A 22236-nucleotide genomic window follows, 5' to 3' on the forward strand; every position below is an offset into this window, starting at 1 on the left:
GGGAGTTGCCGGGATTCCGTATGGACATCCGGGCAGGCGTCGCAGCGGACAGCGGGGCGGCCGTCTCCGGCCGCCCCGCTGTCAACGGAGGTGAGGGTGCGAGGGGTTCACACCGTGCGACAGGCCGCCGCGTCGGCCCGCCGGGGCGAGCGCGGGTACGCCGTCAGCGGGCGCCCCACCCGGCTCAGGAAGAACAACTGGCCCGAAATCCCCAGCTCCGCCTGGAGTGCGCGCCGCAGTTCGTCGTGCTGCATGAGGACGCTCACCGGGTGCAGGGCCAGCCCGGCCCGGGCCGCCCCCAGCCAGTAGTCGGCGATCCGCGCGCCGCCGGCGAAGGCGTCGGCGACCCCGGGCGGTCCCTGCGGGAAGCTCATCGCGACGACGGCCGGACCCTGCCGTACCGTTTCCGCTAGCCCGGCCGCGAGCGAGCGGTCGTAGCCGAAGCGGCACAACAGCCGCATGACCGGCGGCGCGAGCGCGATCCGCCGGGCCACCGTACGGGCGCGGGTGAGCGGGCCGAACAGCAGCGGGGCGGGGAAGCCGTCCCCGTGCGCGCGCACCGCCGCCGGGCTCCAGCGGATGAACGCGTGGGTCTCGCGCCAGGCCGCCGGGTGGCTGTAGTCGATGCCGCCGTGGCGGGCCAGGAAGCCGGCGACGGCCTCGCGTTCGGCCGCCGAGGCCAGGTGCCGTACCTCGACCGCGCCCGCGTCGGCATCCGGCCGGGGCCGCGCGAGCTCCCCCAGCAGCGGCGCGGGCAGCGGCGCGGCCTCGTACGGGCCGCGGTTGGTGTGCCGGGCGTGCGCGGCGACGCGGAAGGCCGTCAGGCTCTCGGCGGGGCCGCCGCCCCGGCGCAGCGCCGCCGTCCACAGCAGCGACCAGTCCTGCGGCCACGAGCGGACCGGCGCGCGGGCCGGGAGCAGGTCGCGGCCCTCGTGGGCGCGGCCGGCCACGGTGGTCCAGCCCTGCGCGGCCAGTGCCCGGGTGAGCATCCGCCAGTACGCGGCGCAGCTCACCCGCATCTCCACGAAGTGGCCCGGCAGCGTGGTCAGTTGCCGCCGCAGGTCCAGGGCGAGCGCGAGATAGACGTGGCCGTCGTCGTCGGGGGTGCCCAGCAGGTCGGCCGCCGCCCGGCGCGCGGGCCGGCTCTCCAGCCGGGCGAGCGCCCACGGCTGGCAGTTGTGCGAGGACGGGCTGAGCGCGGCCAGCCCGGCGGCGTGGCGCAGCGCGTCGGTGAACTCCCGTTCGCGGAAGGGGGAGCGGGCGTCGCTGGGTGTCATGGATTGAGTCATCACGTCCAGACCAGGGCGAGGAAGTAGCCGTCGAGGGGAGCCGCCCAGCCGTGCGGGCGGGTGCCGGCCGCCGCGGGCGCGTGCCGCAGCAGCTCCGGTCCCGGCCGCCAGGCGAAGGCGTGGTCGGCGTACCAGGCGCGCAGGGCGACATCGCGCGGGTCGACGCGCAGACCGAAGCCGAAGTACTTGAGCACCGCCTCCTTGCACGCCCAGCGCAGCGGCAGCGGCATCGCCGTCAGCCGCCGCCGGTCGGGATCGCGGGCGGCCGGGTCGGCGTCCTCCTCCAGCAGTGCGCGCAGGTGCGGCGGCACGATACGGGCGTGCTCCAGGTCGACGCCCACGGGGCGCGGACCGCACACGGCGACCGCGAAGTCGGCGGAGTGCGTGAGCCCGATCTCCACGGGCGGACCGGGGAGTTCCACGAAGGGCTTGCCGGCCCGCAGCCCGTGCGCGAGGGCGTCCACGCGCACGTCCCGGGTGGACAGCGGGGCACGCGTACGTCCCGGTCCCTGCCCGCGCCGGTGCGCGAGGACGGCGTGCTTGACCGCGAGCCGGCCGGCGAGCCACTCCCGGCGGCGCCGGGGCAGCCGCAGCGTCGCCGCGTGCGCCGCCTCCCGCGCCGTCAGATGCCGGTCCTCCAGCGCCGCGCGGCCCTCCTCGCCCCGGTCCCGCAGCCAGGCGATCGACACGGCCGCGAGCGTCAACTGCCCGACGGGCCGCGCGAGATGCAGCGGACGGGCCGGATCGAGCCGCAGCGTGTGCCCGGCGACACCGGGCCCCGCGCCGTGCGCCGCGGGGGCCGGCCGGCGCAGCTCAGCGGTCGACATCGGGCGGCAGCAGGAACGGGTACGGGCGGCGGCGCACGGTCCTCTGCCAGGCCCGGTCGGCCTTGCGCAGCCGCTGGATCAGCTCCCACATGCGGGCGTCGCCCTGGTAGTAGCGGGCGACCTCCTCGGCGGTCAGGGCGGGCGTGAGCACCGCGTTGGCCTGCCGCAGGAAGCCCGGAATGAGTTCCTGGAGCCGCTCCTTGTGGAGGTTGCCGAGGAAGTCCAGGACGATGCCGCGCGGGGAGTAGAACTTCTCGAAGATCGACGGGGCCATCGACAGCCGTACCGCGTCCCGCAGCAGCCACGGCAGCGAGGTGAAGAACAGCTTCACGTCGGCGCGTTCGCGGCCGCGCGCGTCGCGCATCAGCGGCGTGGTGACGTCCAGGTACACCAGCTCCCCGTCCACGTCGACCCAGTTGGACGCCTGCGCGTCCAGGCCGAGCGTGGGGGTGACCGCGCTATGGACGCGGTCGAGGAAACGGGCGAAGAAGTCCTCGGCCCAGGCCGGGCCCTCGCTGTGCAGCAGACGGGAGCACAGGCGCTTGGCGGGCAGGGCCTCCTGCACGCAGTAGCCGACGATCCGCCCGTCCGGCAGCGGCATGTGCCACAGCTCGGTCGGCGCGGCGTGCACGCCGCCGGCCCGCAGCCGGGCGAGGTACTCCTGCAGCGTGCGCGCGTAGGCGTCGAACCGGGTGCGGGCCGGGAAGACCGGCAGCCGTTTGCACGCGAAGGCCCCGGCGTCCGTCTCCAGACCGAGCACGAGCGTGACCTCGCCGTAGCCGAGCACGGTCAGCTCCCGGTCGTCGGCGGTGGCCAGCGCCCGCTGGACCCGGGCCTCCAGTTCCTGGAGCTCGCGCTCCGGGACGGCGAAGGGCATGAGCCGTCACCTGCTTTCCGTCGCTGTCGTCTCGATGTGCTGCTTGAGGCCGGTTGCAGGCCGGGTTCAGGCCGTGAACACCAGCACCGCGTTCTGTCCGCCGAACCCGAACGACGTGCTCATGGCCACCTCGACCTTCGCGGTCCGCGGCCCGCCCGTCACCACGTCCAACTCGACCTCGGGGTCGAGCCGTTCGCAGTTCGCCGTCGGCGGCACCGTCCCGCGCTCGATCGCCAGGACCGTCAGCGCGGCCTCGATGGCCCCGGCCGCGCCGAGGGTGTGGCCGAGCACGCCCTTGGCGGAGGTCACGGCCGCGCCGTCACCGAGGGCGGTGCGCAGCGTCCGCGCCTCGACGACGTCGTTGACGCGGGTCGCGGTGCCGTGCGCGTTGACGTGCGCGACCTCCTCCGGTGCCGCGCCCGACTCCTCCAGTGCCGCTCGTACGGCCGCGAGCACGCTGGTGCCCTTCGGCTCGGGCGCCGTCAGATGGTGGGCGTCGGCGGAGGCCCCGTACCCGGCGAGGCGGGCCCGGACGGCCGCGCCCCGGGCGCGCGCGTCCGCCTCCCGCTCCAGGACGAGCATGCCGCTGCCCTCGCCGATGACGAACCCGTCGCGGTCCGCGTCGAACGGGCGGGAGGCGGCGGCCGGTTCGGCCAGCCGCTTCGACAACGCCCCCATCTGCGCGAAGCCGGTGACCATCAGCGGGCTCACGCCCGCCTCCGCCCCGCCCGCGAGCACCACGTCGCAGGCGCCGGAGCGCAGCAGCGAGGCCGCCGCGCCGAGCGCGGTCGCCCCCGAGGAACAGGCCGTCGCCGTCACGAAGTTGGGGCCCGTCGCCCTCAGGTCGATGGCCAGGTTCCCGGCCACCATGTTCGGCACCAGCATCGGCACCAGCAGCGCGGAGACCGCCTTGGGCCCCTGCTCCAGCAGCCGCCGGTGCTGCTGCTCCCACGTGCTCACCCCGCCGAGCCCGCAGCCGACGACCACGCCGACCCGCGCCCCGTCCCACTCGCGCGGGTCGAGCCCCGCGCCGGCCACCGCCTCGCGGGCGGCGACGATCGCCAGCTGGGTGAAGCGGTCGTGGACGATCCGGCTGCGCGCGCTGATGTGCCGCGCCGGATCCAGTCCGGGCACGGTGCACGAGATGTCCACCGGCAGCCCGGCCAGTTGGGGGTTCCGCGCGGCCGCCGAGCGGCCCGCGCACACCCCCTCCCAGGTGGCCTCGGTACCGATGCCGGCCGCGGTGACCAGGCCGAGCCCGGTGACGGCGATCGGGGTCACGGGGCTCACGACGCCGTGGCCGCGAGCTCGTCCGTGATCACCTCGACGACGCGGGCGATCGTGTCCGTCGGCGCGGCGGCGTCCTCGCCGAGCTTCACCCGGAACTCGGACTCGACCACGAGCAGGAGTTCCACGAGGAACAGCGAGTCCATCTCCAGTTCCTCGAAGGTCACGTCCGGCCCGATGGCTGTGCGGTCCACCGCGAAGCGGTCGACAAGCAGATCCGCCAGCTTGTCGTAAACAGGGCTCATGGTGCGGTTGCCTTTCCCGTCGGGGTGCAGGTGGGTCGTCCACGTCCCGTTGTGTCCGGGCGATCGTGTCCGGGCGGCTGTGTCCCGGTGACGCGCTCGGCAAGTCTTCACGGCCGCGCTGACGGGGCGCTGACGGATGACTGACCTACGCACGGGTCAGCTATCCGTCAGCGCCCCGTCAGCCCGGATGAGCAGACTCGGCACGGCCGTATCCGCCCCGATCCGAGGAGCGTTCGCGTGGACCGCCACCGCCGTCACCGCAGGGACCGCCGACTCGCGCAGCGCACCGGCGGTGCCCGGTGACGCGGGCCGCCGTCGTCGCGGGGGTGGGCAGCGCGCTGCCGCCCGTACGCGTGACCAACGCCGACCTCGTGGCACGGCTCGACACCTCCGACGAGTGGATCCGCTCCCGCACCGGCATCCGGCAGCGCTTCGTGGCGCCCGCCGGGACGGCCACCTCCGACCTGGCCGTCGCCGCCGGCGCGAAGGCCCTGAAGAGCGCGGGCGGCCACCCCGTCGACGCCCTCGTCGTCGCGACCACCACCCCGGACCGGCCCTGCCCGGCCACCGCGCCGGCCGTCGCCGACCGGCTCGGCCTCGGCCACGTCGCGGCCCACGACGTGGCCGCCGTGTGCACGGGCTTCCTCTACGCGCTGGCGAACGCGGCCGGGCTGATCGCCTGCGGGGCCGCCGAGGGCGTCCTGGTCATCGGCGCCGAGACCTTCTCGCGGATCCTGAACCCGGCCGACCGCTCCACCTCGGTGATCTTCGGGGACGGGGCGGGAGCGCTCGTCCTGCGCGCGGGGCGGGCCGACGAGGACGGCGCGCTCGGCCCCTTCGACCTCGGCAGTGACGGCTCCGGCCGGGACCTGATCACCGTGCCCGCCGGAGGCTCCGAGCGCCGCCCCGACGGCAGCGAACCGCCGCCCGAGGACCGGTGGTTCACCATGCAGGGCAAGCAGGTCTTCCGTCTCGCCGTGCAGCGCATGAGCCACAGCGCGCGCACCGTCCTCGACCGCGCGGGCTGGCGGATCGGCGAGGTCGACCACCTCGTCGCCCACCAGGCCAACCACAGAATCGTCGCCCGGCTCGCCGACGAGCTCGGCCTGCCCGCCGAGCGCGCCGTCAGCAACATCGCCGAGGTCGGCAACACCGCCGCCGCCTCCGTCCCGCTCGCCCTCGACCACGCCCACAGCGCGGGCGAACTCGCCGCCGGCGAACGGCTGCTGCTCACCGCCTTCGGCGGCGGGCTCACCTGGGGGGCCACGGTGCTCACCTGGCCCGCCCTCGACCGCGACTGACGGCGGCGCCCGGCCTGTACGCCCCGTACGTACGCCCGGCCCGTACGCCCAGACCGTCAGACACCGGCCCGGACCCACAGCCCCGACAAGGACACCCATGACACCGCAGAAACTCATCACGGACTACATCGTCGAGGTCTGGATGGACGGCGACGCCGACGGCCTGGAGCCGGACACCCCCATCGACGAACTGAACATCATCGACTCGGCGGGCGTCTTCGACCTCGTGCACTACCTCCAGGAGGAGTTCCGCGTCACCGTCCCGCTGCGGGAGATCGCCCCCGCGAACTTCCGCTCCGTCAGCACGATTTCCGCCCTCGTGGAGCGGCTCAAGGCCGGGGAAGGCGCGGTGTCCGCATGACACAGCGAGGCACGACACAGGGAATCCACCGCGCGGTCGTCGGGATCGTCGCCGAACGCACCCTGTACGACGAGTCCAAACTCCTGCCCGACAGCCACTTCGAGGGCGACCTCGGCATCGACTCGGTCATCCTGGAATCCATTCTCGTCTCGGTCGGCGAACAATTCGGCCTCGACCAGCGGCTGTCCGGGGAATGCGCCACCATCCGCGAACTCGTCGCCGAGGTCTCGGCCGCGCTGGGACTCCCGGACGGACCGGCCGCCGACGGACCGGACACCGCACCGCAGGAGGGCACCGACCCCGTCCTGGAGGCCGTGCTCGCCGCCGCCATGCGGCAGACCCAGTACCAGCGCCACCAACTGCCCCTCGACGCCGACTTCGAGAGCGAACTGGGCATCGACTCCGTCATCCTCACCTCCCTCGTCACCGAGGCCGCCGCCGAGCTCGCCCTCCCCGAGGACGCGGCCCACGGCATCGCCGCCTCCACGCTGCGCACCCTCGCCGCCGAACTCACCGCGCGCCGCGCCGCCACCACCACTCCAGCGGCCACCGGCGCGCCCTCCCCGGCCGGCGCCTGGGACCACCGCTCCATGAAGGACTTCGTCGAACAGCGGGACACCGACCTGTTCGCCAAGGCCCGCAGCTTCGCCGCCTACCGCCGCAAGCGCGAGGAGCAGCACCTGCACTGGTACGGCATGCCGCTGCTGTCCCGCTGCGCCAACCGTGCCGTCATCCTCGACGAACTCACCGGCCGCGAACGCGAGTTCCTGATGTTCGCGTCCAACAACTACCTAGGCCTCGCCAACCACCCCAAGGTGATCGACGCCGTCTGCGACGCCACCCGCACCTTCGGCGCCACCCACACCGGCTCCCGCTTCATCGGCGGCACCAACATGCTCCACAAGGAGCTCGAACGCCGGCTCGCCGCCTTCAAACGCCGCCCGGCCTGCATCGTCTACCCCGGCGGCTACGCCGCGAACCTCGGCGCGATCTCCGGGCTCGTCAAGAGCTACGACACCCTCGTCATCGACAAGTTCAACCACATGAGCATCGTCGACGGCGGCAAGCTCTCCGGCGCCATACGCAAGATCTACCAGCACAACGACATGACGGACCTGGAGAAGGTCCTCCAGCGCGCCACCGACGCCGGCACCGGCGGCACCCTGATCGTCGCCGACGGCGTCTTCAGCATGCACGGCGACCTCTGCGACCTCCCCGAGATCGTCCGCCTCGCCAAGACCTACGGCGCGCGCGTCCTCGTCGACGACGCCCACGCCACCGGCGTCCTGGGCGAGCGCGGCTCCGGCACCGCCGAGCACTTCGGCCTCAAGGGCGAGGTCGACCTCGAACTCGGCACCATGAGCAAGGCCCTCGCGGGCATGGGCGGCTTCCTCGTCGGCGAGGAGGACGTCGTCGAGTACCTGCGCCACTACTCCAACTCCTACGTCTTCGCCGCCAACATCCCCGCCGGGGTCGCCGCCGGACTCATCGCCTCCCTCGACGTCCTTGAGGCCGAACCCGAGCGCCTGACCCGGCTGTGGGCCAACATCACCGCGCTGCGCGAGCGGCTGCGCGGCGCCGGCTTCGACCTGGAGCGCACCGAGAGCGCGATCCTGCCCCTGGTCATCGGCGACGAGCGCCAGGCCATGGAGATGGGCCGCGCCGTACGCGCCCGCGGCCTGTTCTGCCAGACCGTCGTCTACCCCGGAGTCCCGCTCGGCGACGCCCGGCTGCGCGTCAGCGTCACCTGCGAGCACACCGAACGGGACCTCGACCTCGCCACGGAGATCTTCGTCGACTCCGCCCGGGAGACCGGCGTGCTGCCGCACGGCGCCCCGCACAAGGAGGACCAGCGCCCATGACCACCCGCACCACCGGCCGCGTCATCCGGCTGCGCCGGGACTTCCCCGCCGAGCACGACGCGCGCCCCGCCTTCGTCGGCCCCGAGCCGCTGACCTACGCCGAGTTCACCGCCCGCGTCGACGCGCTCTCCTCCCGGCTGCTGGACCTCGGGCTCCAGGCCGGGGACCGGGCCGCGATCTGGATGGACAAGCACCCCCGCTACGCCGAGGCCATCGTCGCCACCGTGCAGGCGGCCTGCGCCTACGTCCCCGTCGACGGGGGAGCGCCCCCCGCCCGCGTGCGGGCCATCCTCGCCGACGCCGAACCCGTCGTGCTGTTCACCGACGCCCGCCACCTCGCCCTCCTCGAAGGGCAGACGCTGCCGGCCTCCCTCAAGGCCGTCGTCACCACCGGCGAGGCGGGCGCCACGAGCGTCGGGGGCGTCCCGGTGCACACCTGGGCCGACTTCGCGCGCACCACCGCCGGACGGATCACCATCATGCCCGTCCTGCAGCCCTGCGACCTCGCCGCGATCCTCTACACCTCCGGCTCCACCGGCGTCCCCAAGGGCGTGCAGATCACGCACCGCAACCTGGCCAACTTCATCGGCTGGGCCCGCGCCGAACTCGACGTCGGCGCCGACGACGTCTTCGCCAACCACGCCTCGTTCAACTTCGACCTGTCCACCTTCGACCTGTTCGTCGCGCTGTCCGTGGGCGCCGCCGTGTGGATCGTCGAGGACAGCCGGGCCCGCGACGTGGCCGCCCTCGCCGACGGCATCCGCGAACACGGCGTCACCGTCTGGTACTCGGTGCCCTCCATCCTGCACCTGCTGACGGCCTCCGGCGTGCTCACCGACGACGTCACCGCGAGCCTGCGCTACGTCCTGTTCGCCGGAGAGGTCTTCCCGATCCCGCAACTGCGCGCCTTCGCCGACCGGTTGCCCGCGCACACCGCCCTGTACAACCTCTACGGGCCCACCGAGACCAACGTGTGCACCTACCACCGCGTCCGCCCCAAGGACCTCGAACGCGACACGCCCGTGCCCATCGGCCGGCCCGTCCCCGGGGCCTGCGTCAGCGTCGTCGACGACGGCCGCGCCGTCGAACTGCCCGGCGCCGTCGGCGAACTGATCGTCGAAGGGGACTGCGTCACCCCCGGCTACTGGCGGCGCGCCGACGAGCCCGCCGCCGCCCTGCACTGCCAGGGCCGGCACCCCACCGGCGACCTCGTCACCTACGAGGACGGGCTCCTCGTCTACCGCGGCCGCAAGGACCGCATGGTCAAACTGCACGGCTACCGCGTCGAACTCGGCGAGATCGAAGCCGCCGTCCTGCGCCACCCGGCCATCGCCGAGGCCGCCGTCCTGGTCGCCGGCGGCGACGGGACGGCACACATCGCCCTCTACTACACCCTGCGGCCCGGAGCCCTGCGGCCCGGCCTCGTACAGATCAAACAGCACTGTGCCCGGCTCCTGCCCCGGTACATGCTCCCGCGCACGGCGACCCGCCTGGACGAACTCCCGCACAACGCCAACGGCAAGACCGACTACCGGCAGCTCGACCGGCAGACGGCCCACCCCACGCACCGGACCACCGCAGAGCCCGCGGGCACTGCCAGCACCTGATGACGGAGACCACCGTGAGCCGAGGCTCTAGCCGCAACCCGGGGCGCGCCGAGCGCGTCGAGGAGCACTGGCGGGGCGCGGAACCGCGCACCGTGGCCGGGCTGCTCCGGCGCCGCCGCGAACTCGCCCCCGACCAGCTCGCCTACCGCTTCCTGACCGGGACCGACGGCGAGCAGGGGACGTGCACCTACGCGGAACTGGACCTGCGCGCCCGCACCGTCGCGGGACGCCTGCGCCGCGAGCGGCAGACCGGCAGGCCCGTCCTGCTGCTGCAGCCGCCGGGCCTCGACTACGTCGCGGCCTTCCTCGGCTGCCTGTACGCCGGGGCCGTCGCCGTCCCCGCCTACCCGCCGGACTCCGCCCGCTTCGGGCAGACCGTGCCCCGGCTCGCCGCCATCGCCCGCGACTGCGGGGCCACGCACGCCTTCACCACCCCCGACGTGCGCGAGGCCGCCACGCACCGGCCCGCCGAACTCGCCGCCCTGGGCCTGGCCGGACTGACCTGGCTGACCCCCGGCGACCTCGACGAGGCCGACGCCGGGAACTGGCGGGACCCCGGCACCGAGGACACCTCCCTGGCCTTCCTGCAGTACACCTCCGGCTCGACCGCCACCCCCAAAGGGGTCATGGTCAGCAACCGCAACCTCGTGCGCAACCTCCGCTCGATCCACCACCAGCTCGCGCACGGCCCCGAATCCGGCATGGTCTCCTGGCTGCCGCCCTACCACGACATGGGGCTCATCGGCGGCATCCTCACCCCGCTCTACGGCGGCTTCCCCGCCCATCTGATGGCCCCGGCCACCTTCGTGCGCCGCCCCCTGCTGTGGCTGGAGACCCTGTCCCGCACGGGCTCCTCCACCAGCGTCGCCCCCAACTTCGGCTTCGAGCAGTGCGTCCGCCGCATCACCGCCGAACAGCGCGAGGGCCTGGACCTGAGCCGGTGGCGGCTCGCCCTCAACGGCGCGGAACCCGTACGGGCCGAGACCCTGGAGCGCTTCGCCCGGCACTTCGCGCCCTGCGGCTTCGCCCGGCGCGCCCTGCTGCCCTGCTACGGGCTGGCCGAGGCCACCTTGATGGTCACCGGCTTCGACACCCACCGCCCGCCCACCACCGGCGAGTTCGACGCCACCGCCCTCGAACAGGGCGAGGCCCGACCCGCCACCGGCGACGCGCGCACCACCCGCGTCGTCAGCTGCGGCACCCCCGTCGAGGACGTCGAGGTCGCCGTCGTCGACCCGGAGACCGGACACCGCCGCGAGGACGGGCACGTCGGCGAGATCTGGATCGCCGGACCCAACGTCGCCGACGGCTACTGGCAACGGCCCGACGCCACCGCCGCCGCCTTCGGCGCCCGCATCCCCGGCGAGCAGCACCAGCACGGCCATCTGCGCAGCGGCGACCTCGGCTTCCTGCGCGACGGCGAGCTGTACGTGGTGGGCCGCACCAAGGACATCGTCATCGTCCAGGGCCGCAACTTCTTCCCGCACGACATCGAACTCACCGCCGAGAAGGCCTCCACGGCCGTCCGCGCGGGCAGCGGCGCCGCCTTCGGCCTGGCCACCGCCCAGGGCGAACAGCTCGCGCTCGCCTACGAGATACAGGGCGGCGGCGAACCGTCGGCGGTCCTCGCGGCCCTGCGCACCGCCATCGCCGAGGAACACCAGGTCGCCCCGCACACGATCGTGCTGCTCAGGCGCTCCACCGTGCCCAAGACGACCAGCGGCAAGATCCAACGGCAGGCGTGCCGCCGGGCACTGGACGGCCTCGCCTTCGAGGTCCTGGCCGCCAGCGTGGCACGCGACGAAACCCCCGCCCGCGAGCCCGTACCGCTCGCCCGGCGGCGCGAGCACGTACCGGCCGCCGTCACCCGTGTCCTGGCCGCCGCCACCGCAGCGAGCGACATCCAGGGCCGCTCCTTCACCGAACTGGGCATTTCCTACCCGGCCCTGCTGGAGTGCGTACGCGAGCTGGAGGACGAGTTCGGCGTCCCCGTGGCGGTCGGCGAACTGCTCGTACGGCCGCACACCGACACCCTCGTCGAGCTGCTGCTCGCCGAGCAGCCGCCCCAGGCGGCCGCCACCGCCACCGCCGGCACCGAGACGGAGATCGCGGTGTGGCTGCGGGCCCGCATCGCCGACCGGCTGGGCCTCGATCCCCAAGCCGTCGACGCACGGCTGCCGTTCACCTCCCTGGGCCTGGACTCCCGGCAGGCCGTCGCCGTCACCCGGGAACTCGCCGCCCACCTCGGCCGCGAGCTCAGCCCCACCCTCGTCTTCGACCACCCCACGGTCGACGCACTCGCCGCCCGTCTCGCCCGCCCCGACCGCACCGGCACCCCCGCGCGCCGGCACCGCGCCGCCCCGGACGCCGGGGAACCGATCGCGATCGTCGGCATGGGCTGCCGCTTCCCCGGCGCCCCCGACATCGACAGCTACTGGCGGCTCCTCCTCGACGGCCGCGACGCCATCGGCGAAGTACCCCGCGAACGCTGGGACGCCGCACGCGTCGACGCACCCCCGCACGGCGGATTCCTCGACCGCGTCGACGAGTTCGACGCCCGCTTCTTCGGGATCTCCGCCCGCGAGGCCGAGCGCATGGACCCCCAGCAGCGGCTCCTGCTCGAAGTCGCCTGGCAGACATTCGAGGACGCCCACCTCGCCCCGGCACGGCTCGCCGGCAGCGACACCGGAGTCTTCATCGGCATCAGCAGCCACGACTACGCCGAGCTCCAGATGCCGCGCCTCGACGCCGTCGACGTCCACTCGGCCACCGGCAACGCCCACTCCATCGCCGCCAACCGGCTCTCCTACCACTTCGACCTCTCCGGCCCCAGCCTGGCGCTGGACACCGCCTGCTCCTCCTCGCTGGCCTCCGTACACCTGGCCTGCCAGAGCCTGCGCACCGGCGAGTGCGCGAGCGCCCTCGCCGGAGGCGTCAACCTCATCATCACCCCCGGCCTCTCGGTCGCCTTCGGACGGGGCCGCATGCTCTCCGTCGACGGCCGCTGCCGCACCTTCGACGACGCCGCCTCCGGCTACGTACGCGGCGAGGGCGTCGGCCTCGTCCTCCTCAAACCCCTGACCGCCGCCCTCGCCGACGGCGACCGGATCCACGCGGTCCTCCGGGGCTCCGCGACCGGGCACGGCGGCCGCGCCAACGGACTGACCGCGCCCCGGGGTTCGGCCCAGCGCGCCGTGATGGACCGCGCCCTGGACCGGGCCGGCATCGAGGCGGACACCGTCGACTACGTCGAGGCCCACGGCACCGGCACCGCCCTCGGCGACCCCGTCGAATGGGAGGCCCTCGCCGCCCTGTACGGGGCCGGACGCACCGGGCGGCCCTGCCTCGTCGGCTCCGTCAAGACCAACATCGGCCACCTGGAGGCCGCCGCCGGCATCGCCGGACTCATCAAGGCCGCCCTCGTCGTCCGGCACCGCGAGATCCCGCCCACCCTGCACCTGAACACCCCCAACCGGGCCCTCACTTGGGAGGATTCGGGACTGCGCGTGCCCGTGCGCCGCCACCCGCTCACGGCGGACGGCGACCGGCCGGCCCGCGCCGGGGTCAGCTCCTTCGGATTCGGCGGCGCCACCGCGCACATCGTCCTGGAAGCCGCCCCCGAACCCGCCCCGCCCGCCGAGGCACCCGTACGGCCACGGCACGCCCTGTGCCTGTCCGCGCACACCCCCACCGCCCTGGCCGGACTCGCCCGCCGCTACCGCACCCACCTCGCCGCCCACCCCGACGTGCCCGTACGCGAGGTGTGCCACGCCGCCAACACCGGGCGCGCGCACCTCGCCCACCGCGCCGTCCTCACCGCAGCCGACGCCGCCGGACTCGACGCCGCGCTCGACGACCTCGCCCGCGGCCGCGCCGCGACGAACGTCGTCCTGGGGGAGACGCACGGCGGGCCCGCGCCCCGGACCGCCTTCCTCTTCAGCGGGCAGGGCACCCAGCACCCGGGCATGGGACGCGAGTTGTACGGCACCCACCCCGTCTTCACCCGCACCCTCGACCGGGCCGACGCCGTACTGCGGCCGCTGCTCGGCCTGCCCCTGCCCGAGCTGCTGTTCGGCGAGGGCGAGCGGGCCGCGGCCCGGCTGCGCGACACCCGCCACTGCCAGCCCGCCCTCGTCGCCCTCGAAATCGCCCTCGCCGACGTGTGGATGTCCCTCGGCGTCCGCCCGGCCGCCGTCCTCGGCCACAGCGTCGGCGCGCTCGCCGCCGCGAGCGTCGCGGGCGCGCTCCCTCTGGAGGACGCGCTGCGGCTGGCCGCCGAACGCGGCCGGCTCATGGGCGAACAGCCCGGCCGGGGCGCGATGATCGCGTGCGTCGGGGACCCGGCGGCCGTGCGCGCCGCCGCCGGCGAACACCCCACGCTGGCCGTCGCCGCCGTCAACACCCACGACCACCTCGTGCTCTCCGGCGACGCCGACGAGATCGCCCGCGCGGGCACGACCTTGAGGGAACGCGGCGTCACCGTGAAGCCGTTGGCCGTCGCCCACGCCTTCCACTCACCTCTGATGACCGGCGCCGCCGGGCCGCTGCGCGAGGCCGCGAGCGGTATCGCCTTCGGCGAGCCCGCGATCCCGTGGATCTCCGATGCCACCGGCGAGGCCGCCGGGCGCGTGGACGCCGCCTACTGGACCGCGCACCTGCTCGGCACCGTCCGCTTCGCCGAGGGCTTCACGGCACTGCGCGAGCGCGGCTGCGACGCCTTCGTCGAGATCGGCCCGCACCCGACGCTGCTCAATCTGTGCCGCTCCATGACCGTCGCCCAACAGGACGGTGGGGCCGCCCCGTTGTGGCTGCCGTCGCTGCGGCGCGGCGCGGACGCGTGGGAGACGGTCCTGCAGTCGCTGGGCCGGCTGCACTGCGCGGGCGGCGCGGTGGACTGGGCGGCCCTGGACCGCGAGCACCCGCCGCGCCGGGTGCCGGTGCCGCACACGGTCTTCGAACGCGAGCCGTACTGGTTCCGGGCACCGGAGCCGACGGCGGACCCGTACGGGCCCGGACTGCCGTCCGGTCAGGGCGCGTTCACGGAGGCAGCCACGGCGCCGACCCCGGCGGGGGCGTACGGCCACGACACGGCCGTACCACCGGACCCGTACGCGCGGGCCGTGTCCCCGTCCGGCGGCACCACCCCGTACGGGGCCGGAGCACCCGGCCCGAACGGGCAGTACCGCACGACCGGCGCCACGACCCCGTACGCGCCCGCTACTTCCTACCCCGAACCCGCCGTCGGTGTCATGGCCCACATCGCCCGCATCTGCGGGTTCCCCGCCGAGCGGATCCCCCCGCACGCCCGCCTCGGCGTCGACCTCGGCTTCGACTCGCTCATGCGCACCGACCTCCAGCGCAGCATCGCCGCGCAGTTCCCCGACCGGATGGAGGAGTTGGAACGTGACCTGCCCGAGGACCCGACGGTCCGGGACATCGTCGACCGGCTCGGCGCCGCAGCCGAGCCGGTCCCCGCACCGCGCCCGGAACCGACGCGGCCGGCGCCCGGAGGGAGCCCGGTGAAGCAGGAGTACGCCTTCGAGGAGTGGGCCGAGTACGCCGAACTCCAGGGCCGGCTGCGCCAGACCCGCTCCAGCGGGTCGAACCCCTACGGCCGCACCCACGAGGGCTTCAACGCCGCCGTCGCGGCCGTCGGCGGCCGCAAGGTCGTCAACTTCGCGGCCTTCAACTACCTGGGCCTGTCCCACCACCCCCAGGTGCGCCGGGCCGCCAAGGAGGCCATCGACCAGTACGGCACCTCCGCCTCGGCGACGCCGCTGCTGTTCGGCGAGACCCCGCTGCACCACGAACTCGAAGCGGAGATCGCCTCGTTCCTCGGCACCGAGGCGGCCATCGTCTTCGCCGGCGGACACGCCACCAACGTCGCCACCGTCGGCCACCTCTTCGGCCCCGAGGACCTCATCGTCCACGACGAGTGGAGCCACGACTCCACCGTGCGCGGCAGCGTCCTGTCCGGCGCCCGCCGCCGGCCCTTCCCGCACAACGACTGGCAGGCCCTCGACTCCGTCCTGGCCGCCCTGCGGCACCGGCACCGCCGCGCGCTCGTGGTCGTCGAGGGCGCCTACAGCCAGGACGGCGACCTGCCCGACCTGCCCCGTCTGATCGAGGTCAAGAAACGGCACGGCGCGATGCTGATGATCGACGAGGCGCACTCCATCGGCGTCCTCGGCGCCACCGGACGCGGCATCGGCGAGCACTACGACGTCGACCGCGCCGACGTCGACCTGTGGATGGGCACCCTCAGCAAGGCCATCGGCAGCCTCGGCGGCTATATCGCCGCCCGGCAACCGATCGTGGAATACCTGAAGTTCACCGCCCCCCTGCACATCTTCTCCACCGGCATCTCCCCGGCCAACGCGGCCGCCGCCCTGGAGGCCCTGCGGGTGCTGCGGGCCGAACCGCAGCGGGTCAGCAGGCTGCGGCAGCTCTCCGACCACTTCCGCGCCGAGGCACGCGCCCGCGGACTGGACATCGGCGTCTCCCGGGCCTCCGCCGTGATCCCGGTGATCACCGGCGACTGGGAGAAGACCATGGCGCTGTCCAACTCCCTGCTGGAGCAGGGGATCAACGTCATGCCCATCGGCTACCCGGCCGTCGAACGCGACAAGAGCCGGCTGCGCTTCTTCATCAACGTCGACCACAACGAGGTCGACCTCGAACACTCCCTCGACCTCCTGGTGTGAAGGCGATGGCCATCAACAACGAGCAGCACAACGACCAGCACAACGACCAGTTCAGCGAGCAGCACGACGAGACCGCTCCCGACCGCCCGGCAGACGTCCTGGTCACCGGCGCCGGCGGATTCATCGGCGGCCACCTGGTGCGCCGGCTCACCGAACGCGGCCACCGCGTCCGCGTCCTGGTCCGCGCCGGCAGCGACCGTACCGGCCTCGCCGACCGGGCCGCCGAGACCGTCACCGGCGACCTCGACGACCCCGAGAGCCTGCGCCGCGCCACGGCCGGCGTCCGGCAGGTCTACAACTGCGCCGGGAAATCCGCCGACTGGGGCCCCTGGGAGGACTTCCGGCGCGTGAACATCACCGGCGCCACGAACGTCGTCGAGGCCGCCGCCCACGCCGGCACCGTCCAGCGCGTCCTGCACGTGAGCACCACCGACGTCTACGGCTACCCCGTACGCCCCTGCGGCGAGGCCACCGAACCCCGGGACATCGGCCTGCCCTACAACCGCAGCAAACTCCTGGGCGAACGCGCCGTCCGCGAGACCGGCCGCCGCACCGGCGTCCCCGTCACCGTCGTCCGGCCCGTGTCCGTCTACGGGCCCGGCAGCAAGGACTTCGTCATCGAGATCGCCAATCTGCTGCTCGCCAAGCAGATGGTCTACATCCGCCAAGGACGCGTCCCCGCCGGGCTGTTGTACGTCACCAACGCCGCCGACGCCATGATCGACGCCTGCGACGCGAGCGTCACCGCCGGCCGCGTCTACAACCTGCGCGACCCGGAACGGACCACCTGGCGCGAGTACGTCGAGGCCCTCGCCCGGGGCCTGGGCGCCCCCTCGCCCCGGCTCAGCCTCGCCACCCCCGTGGCCACCGCCGTCGCCACCCTCTCCGAGAAGCTCTACGGACTCCTCGGCATCTCCGCCCGGCCCGTGCTGACCCGGCACGCCGTGCACCTCTTCGACCGCGACCAGTCCTACGCCATCGACCGCGCCCAGGAGGACTTCGGCTTCAAGAGCCCCGTCGGCTTCGAGGAAGGCATGCGCCGCACCCTCGCCTGGCTCGACTCACCGGAGGGCCGCAAGCATGTCGCCCGCTGACCTCCTCGCCCCCGGCTCCCTGTGGTTCCCGCGCTACGGCGCCGACCCCGTCCCCGACGCGGCACTGCGGCTGGTGTGCTTCCCCTACGCCGGAGGCACCGCCTCCGTCTACCGCGACTGGCAGCCCCACCTCGGCGGCCGCACCGAGGTCACCGCCGTCCAACTCCCCGGCCGCGGACTGCGCCTGCGCGAGGCCCCGTACACCCGGGCCGCCCCGCTCGTCGCCGACCTCACCGCCGCCCTCCTCACGGAGGGGCTCCTGAACAGGCCGTACGCGTTCTTCGGCCACAGCATGGGCGCCCTCCTCGCCCACGAGGTCGCCCACGCGCTGCGCGAACGCGGCGAGCCCGGACCCCTGCACCTGTTCGCCTCCGGCAGCAGGGCACCCCACCTCTACGGCGAACGCGCCGACCACCTGCTCTCCGACGCCGCGCTGCGCGGCTTCGCCGACGGACTGGGCGGCCTCGGCCACACCGGCGCGAACCCGGCCGGCGGCGCGTACTTCGAGCGGCGACTGCCCGTCCTGCGCGCCGACCTCACCGTCTGCGGCACCTACCGCTGGCGGCCCCGACGGCCCCTGACCTGCCCCATGACGGCCTTCTCCGCCGCCGGCGACCCCATCGCGGGCCCCGAGGACGTGGAGGCGTGGCGCCCCCACACCACGGGCTCCTTCCTGCGCCACCACCTGCCCGGCGGCCACTTCTACCTCAACGGCCCCGCGCGCAAGCCCCTGTTGCGGGAACTGCACACGGAACTCGACCGGCTCGCCGCCGCGTCGGCCGCCACTTGACCAGAGCTTTTCGCGCACTCTCGGCGCCGGCCGAGGGTCTCCTTAAGAGATGAGGAACGATGAACCTGCTCAGCCCGGTCACCGGCGTCGCCGGACGCCTGGCACGCCCCGTCGGCGACCTGATGACCGCCGCCCGTATCGTCACCGACTGGCGGATGCCGCTGCTCCTCGCGGTCTCCAAGGGGTTCATCACCCCCGTCTACCGGGCCGCCTGGCTCGCCTCCGCCACCGGCACGGGGGTGCTCGCCGCGCTCGCCGTACGCCCCTGCGACCTCGAATCCCTCGCCGAACGCCTCGGCGTCCCCCCGGAGAGCCGCGAGGACCTGCAACGCCTGCGGGCCTGGCTCGACATGGGCGTCCGCCTCGGCGAGATCGACCGCCGCGAAGGCGCCTACCGGCTGAGGTCGATCGCCGCCCGCACCTTCGCCCACGCCGGCAACGACGCGCTGGCCGCCGCCCTGGAGGAAGTCCTGCGCTTCCACGTGCCCGTACTGCTGGGCGCCCCCCGCATGGCCGCCACCGGCGAACGCTTCGCCCTCGCCGACCAGGACGGACTCGTCATCGCCCGCTCCACCCGCGTCGTCGAACCCCTCGTCCGCGCGGCCATCGACCGCGTCCTGGAACGCGACAAGCCCCAGCGGCTGCTGGAGATCGGCTGCGGCAGCGGCAGCCACGTGAAGTACGCCGCCGAACTCAACCCCCGGCTCTCCGCCCTCGCCGTCGACCTCCAGGCCGACGTCGCCGAGACCGCCACCAAGAACATGGCCGAATGGGGGCTCGCCGACCGCGTCGAGACCCGCCAGGGCGATCTGCGCACCCTCGACCTTGAGCCCCAGTTCGACCTCGTCACCCTGCACAACAACATCTACTACTTCCCCGAGCACGAGCGCACCGCCGCCCTCGAACGCGCCCGCGCCCTGCTCGCCCCCGGCGGCCGGCTCCTGCTCACCACCTCCTGCCAGGGCGGCAGCATCGGCCTGGACGTGCTCAGCCTGTGGTTCACCTACGCCGAGTTCGGCGGACCGCTGCCCCACGAGGACGAACTGCGTGCCCAGCTGGAGAGCGCCGGCTTCACCGGCATCGAGGTCCACCGGCCCGTCCCCCGCGAACAGTTCCGCGCCTTCACGGCCGTCAACGAAACCGCCTGAGCACATCCCCACCCCCCCGCGGCCCCAGCAGCCCCCGAACCACTCAGGAGAGGCTCGAAATGGCAACCCGTCCCACCGCAGCCACCGCCACGGCCACCCCGGCCCCCAAGAGCGCCGCACCGGCAGGCAACGTGGTCGTCCTCGGCGGGCCCGAGCAGGCCGACCCCGCGGTGCTGGGCGGCAAGGCCGCCCGGCTCGCCGACCTCCTCGCGGCGGGACTGCCCGTCCCGCCCGCCTTCTGCGTCACCACCCGCCTGTTCCGGGCCCACCTCGCCGACACCGGACTCGACCGCCGGCTCCAGGGACTCGACGGCCCGGCCGCCCGCGAACTCATCCTCGCCACCCGGCTCCCCGCGCCCCTCGCCGACGAGATCCTCGCCGCCTACGAGAAACTCGGCCGCCCGCGCGTGGCCGTGCGCTCCTCCGCGCTCAAGGAGGACTCCGCCACCCGCTCCTTCGCCGGCCAGCACGACACCGTCCTCGACGTCGCCGGGGACGCCGACCTCCTCGACGCCGTCCGGCAGTGCTGGGCCTCCCTGTACTCCGCCCGCGCCACCGCCTACCGCGAGGGCGCCGCCGCCGAGGCCATGGCCGTCGTCGTACAGGAGATGGTGCACTGCGACGTCAGCGGCGTGCTGTTCACCGTCGACCCCGTCAGCGCCCGCCCGCACCGCATCGTCGTCGAGGCCTGCCAGGGACTGGGGGAGGGGCTCGTCTCCGGCCGGGTCTCCAGCGACCTGTTCGTCGTCGACGACCGCAGCCTTGAGGTCGTCGAGGAACGCGTGCGCTACAAGGTCGCCAAATGGGCCCCGCTCGCCCCCGGCAGGATCGGCATGACCAAGGTCGACCCCGCCGAACGCGACGTCCCCTGCCTCACCCACGAACGCCTCGCCGAACTCGCCCGGCTCGGCCAGCGCGTCCGCGCCCACTACGGCAGCGAGCAGGACATCGAATGGGGCCTGCGCGAGGGCACCTTCCACCTCTTCCAGACCCGCCCCATCACCACCCGGCCCGCCCCCGAGGGCACCGACGAGCGGGGCACCCTCAGCCCGTACGTGACCCCGCAGCCCGAACCCGTACGCACCGGCACCCTGTGGTCCCGCATGGACATCGGCGAGATCTTCGTCGGGCTCATGACCCCGCTCGGCCTGAGCTTCGCCCGCTACTACCAGCAGCACGTGCACACCGACTGCGCCGCCGCCCTCGGCGTGCGCGAGACCGGCGACCCCGACCTGCACATGGGCTTCTTCCAGGGCCACGTCTACCTCAACATCTCCTACAGCGCCCACCTGCTCGGCCAGGCCCTGCCCACCCGCGACCAGAAGCACTTCACCAAGCGCTTCATGAGCGAGGAGGTCGACGCCGCCGACTACACCAACCCCTTCGGGAAGTTCCCCGGCGGCCTGGAGGACGCCCGCTCCACCGCCCACTGGCTGCGCTGCACCGCCGCCGAGGCCCTGCGCATGAAGGGCCGCGCCCAGGAGATGACCACCTCCCGGCTCTACGAGTTCGACCGCGCCCGCCGACTGGACCTGCGCCGCATGAGCCGCCGCGAACTGCACGCCGAACTCGGCCGCCACCTCGGCTGGTTCCACGACATGCACGTCGGCTACATGCCGTACTACATCAACGCCTTCGGCTTCTACGGCATCCTCACCGAACTGTGCCGCATGTGGCTCGGCGAGGACGGCGAGAACCTGCAGAACCGCATCAAGACCGACATGTCCAGCCTGCGCACCGTGGAGTCCGCCAAGGAGCTGTGGTCCCTGGCCCAGGCCGCCAAGGACCGCCCCCGCGTCCTCGCGATCATCGAGGACACGCCCCTGGAGACCATCGAGGAGACCCTGCGCGCCGACACCGAGGGCGCCGCGTTCTGGCAGCGCCACATGGAACCCTTCCTGCGCGCCAACGGCACCCGCGGCCACCAGGAGATGGAGATCACCCACCCGCGGTGGATCGACGACCCGTCCTACATCTTCCAGATGATCCGCCGCTACGCCTCCGACGGCTTCTCCGTCGACGACATCCTGCGCCGCAGCAGCGGCCACCACGACGACTCGCGGGAGATCCTCCGCGAACTCGCCCTGCCGCAGCGCAAGACCATCGAGACGGTCATCTCGCTGTACGCGCTGTGCAGCGAACTCCGCGAGATCACCCGCATGTCGATGATCACCTCGATCTGGCTGGTGCGCAACGTCGTCTACGAGGTCGGCCGCCGCCTCGCCGAAGCCGGCGTGCTGCACTCCGCCGACGAGGTCCCCTACCTCGACTTCGAGGACGTCCGGGCCTATCTCGCGGGCAGCGCCGAGGAGTCGGCGGCCTTCTCGCGCGAACGCGTCGACGCCGCCCGGCGCCTCCACGAGTACCGCAAGCGGCTCCCCGAGCCCCCGCTCACCTTCATCGGCGAGCACGACATCACCCAGGCCGTGCGCCCCGCACCCGGCAGCTCCCGGATCACGGGCCTCGGCGCCAGCCCTGGACGCGTCATCGGCCGCGCCCGGATCGTGGAGGACCTCGTCTGGCAGGCCGACGAGTTCGAGCCCGGCGAGATCCTCGTCACCCGCTACACCGACGCCTCCTGGACCCCGCTGTTCGCCATCGCCGGCGGCGTGGTCACCGACATCGGCTCGATGCTCTCGCACAGCTCGATCGTCTCCCGCGAGTTCCGCGTGCCGTCCGTCGTGAACACCAAGTACGCCACGCAGCGCATCAACACCGGCGACATGGTCGTCGTCGACGGGGACACCGGCACCGTCGACGTCGTGGAGAGCGCGGAGGCCGCCGCCGGGACCACGGCCGCCGGCGGGGCGGACCCGGGGCCGGACACGGCACACAGTTGAAGGA

The 22236-nt window shown here is 73.8% G+C and carries 14 protein-coding genes; 9 read left to right on the top strand and 5 right to left on the bottom strand.

The genetic code is table 11. The features are described 5' to 3' along the window. Nucleotides 1-107 precede the first annotated feature (107 nt). The 5 genes from ACFP1Z_RS00475 to ACFP1Z_RS00495 all read right to left on the bottom strand — a co-directional run bounded on the left by ACFP1Z_RS00475 (nucleotide 108) and on the right by ACFP1Z_RS00495 (nucleotide 4525). Complete coding sequence (locus ACFP1Z_RS00475) at nucleotides 108-1277, bottom strand: nitroreductase family protein (RefSeq protein WP_390313621.1); 1170 nt, start codon at nucleotides 1275-1277, stop codon at nucleotides 108-110. A gap of 11 nt (nucleotides 1278-1288) precedes the next feature. Continuing rightward, entirely contained in the window at nucleotides 1289-2116 is an 828-nt protein-coding gene (locus ACFP1Z_RS00480) for a 4'-phosphopantetheinyl transferase family protein (RefSeq protein ID WP_390313622.1), read from the bottom strand. Then, entirely contained in the window at nucleotides 2103-2993 is an 891-nt protein-coding gene (locus ACFP1Z_RS00485; protein ID WP_390313623.1) for a DUF6206 family protein, read from the bottom strand. The genes ACFP1Z_RS00480 and ACFP1Z_RS00485 overlap by 14 nt, the downstream gene beginning before the upstream one ends. 66 nt (nucleotides 2994-3059) lie before the next feature. Then, on the bottom strand, nucleotides 3060-4265 hold the full coding sequence (locus tag ACFP1Z_RS00490) for a beta-ketoacyl-[acyl-carrier-protein] synthase family protein (RefSeq protein WP_390314080.1): 1206 nt from the start codon (nucleotides 4263-4265) through the stop codon (nucleotides 3060-3062). Nucleotides 4266-4279: 14 nt separating this feature from the next. After that, nucleotides 4280-4525, bottom strand: a complete 246-nt coding sequence (locus ACFP1Z_RS00495) for a phosphopantetheine-binding protein (RefSeq protein WP_390313624.1) — start codon at nucleotides 4523-4525, stop codon at nucleotides 4280-4282. 299 nt (nucleotides 4526-4824) lie between these two features. Here ACFP1Z_RS00495 and ACFP1Z_RS00500 point away from each other — a divergent pair, with 299 nt between their 5' ends. The 9 genes from ACFP1Z_RS00500 to redH all read left to right on the top strand — a co-directional run bounded on the left by ACFP1Z_RS00500 (nucleotide 4825) and on the right by redH (nucleotide 22232). Beyond that, complete coding sequence (locus ACFP1Z_RS00500; RefSeq protein ID WP_390313625.1) at nucleotides 4825-5826, top strand: beta-ketoacyl-ACP synthase III; 1002 nt, start codon at nucleotides 4825-4827, stop codon at nucleotides 5824-5826. A 97-nt stretch (nucleotides 5827-5923) separates the two neighbouring features. Next, nucleotides 5924-6187 carry an acyl carrier protein gene (locus ACFP1Z_RS00505; RefSeq protein WP_390313626.1) on the top strand — a complete coding sequence of 88 codons (264 nt, stop codon included), beginning with the start codon at nucleotides 5924-5926 and terminating at the stop codon, nucleotides 6185-6187. Next, on the top strand, nucleotides 6184-8049 hold the full coding sequence (locus ACFP1Z_RS00510) for an aminotransferase class I/II-fold pyridoxal phosphate-dependent enzyme (protein ID WP_390313627.1): 1866 nt from the start codon (nucleotides 6184-6186) through the stop codon (nucleotides 8047-8049). Before ACFP1Z_RS00505 ends, ACFP1Z_RS00510 begins: the two co-directional genes overlap by 4 nt. After that, complete coding sequence (locus tag ACFP1Z_RS00515) at nucleotides 8046-9656, top strand: D-alanine--poly(phosphoribitol) ligase (RefSeq protein WP_390313628.1); 1611 nt, start codon at nucleotides 8046-8048, stop codon at nucleotides 9654-9656. Before ACFP1Z_RS00510 ends, ACFP1Z_RS00515 begins: the two co-directional genes overlap by 4 nt. Before the next feature lie 14 nt (nucleotides 9657-9670). Beyond that, nucleotides 9671-16360, top strand: coding sequence for an aminotransferase class I/II-fold pyridoxal phosphate-dependent enzyme (locus ACFP1Z_RS00520; protein ID WP_390313629.1), 6690 nt, complete (start codon nucleotides 9671-9673; stop codon nucleotides 16358-16360). 5 nt (nucleotides 16361-16365) lie between these two features. Further along, complete coding sequence (locus ACFP1Z_RS00525; RefSeq protein ID WP_390313630.1) at nucleotides 16366-17454, top strand: NAD-dependent epimerase/dehydratase family protein; 1089 nt, start codon at nucleotides 16366-16368, stop codon at nucleotides 17452-17454. Then, complete coding sequence (locus ACFP1Z_RS00530; protein WP_390313631.1) at nucleotides 17441-18244, top strand: thioesterase II family protein; 804 nt, start codon at nucleotides 17441-17443, stop codon at nucleotides 18242-18244. The genes ACFP1Z_RS00525 and ACFP1Z_RS00530 overlap by 14 nt, the downstream gene beginning before the upstream one ends. Nucleotides 18245-18303: 59 nt before the next feature. Continuing rightward, nucleotides 18304-19392 (top strand): SAM-dependent methyltransferase, encoded by a 1089-nt coding sequence (locus tag ACFP1Z_RS00535; protein ID WP_390313632.1) that lies wholly within the window; start codon nucleotides 18304-18306, stop codon nucleotides 19390-19392. Between the two features lie 59 nt (nucleotides 19393-19451). Beyond that, nucleotides 19452-22232 carry an undecylprodigiosin ligase RedH gene (gene redH, locus ACFP1Z_RS00540; RefSeq protein ID WP_390313633.1) on the top strand — a complete coding sequence of 927 codons (2781 nt, stop codon included), beginning with the start codon at nucleotides 19452-19454 and terminating at the stop codon, nucleotides 22230-22232. Nucleotides 22233-22236 lie beyond the last annotated feature (4 nt).

It is taken from the genome of Streptomyces gamaensis, from assembly GCF_042656465.1.
GTDB lineage: Bacteria > Actinomycetota > Actinomycetes > Streptomycetales > Streptomycetaceae > Streptomyces > Streptomyces gamaensis.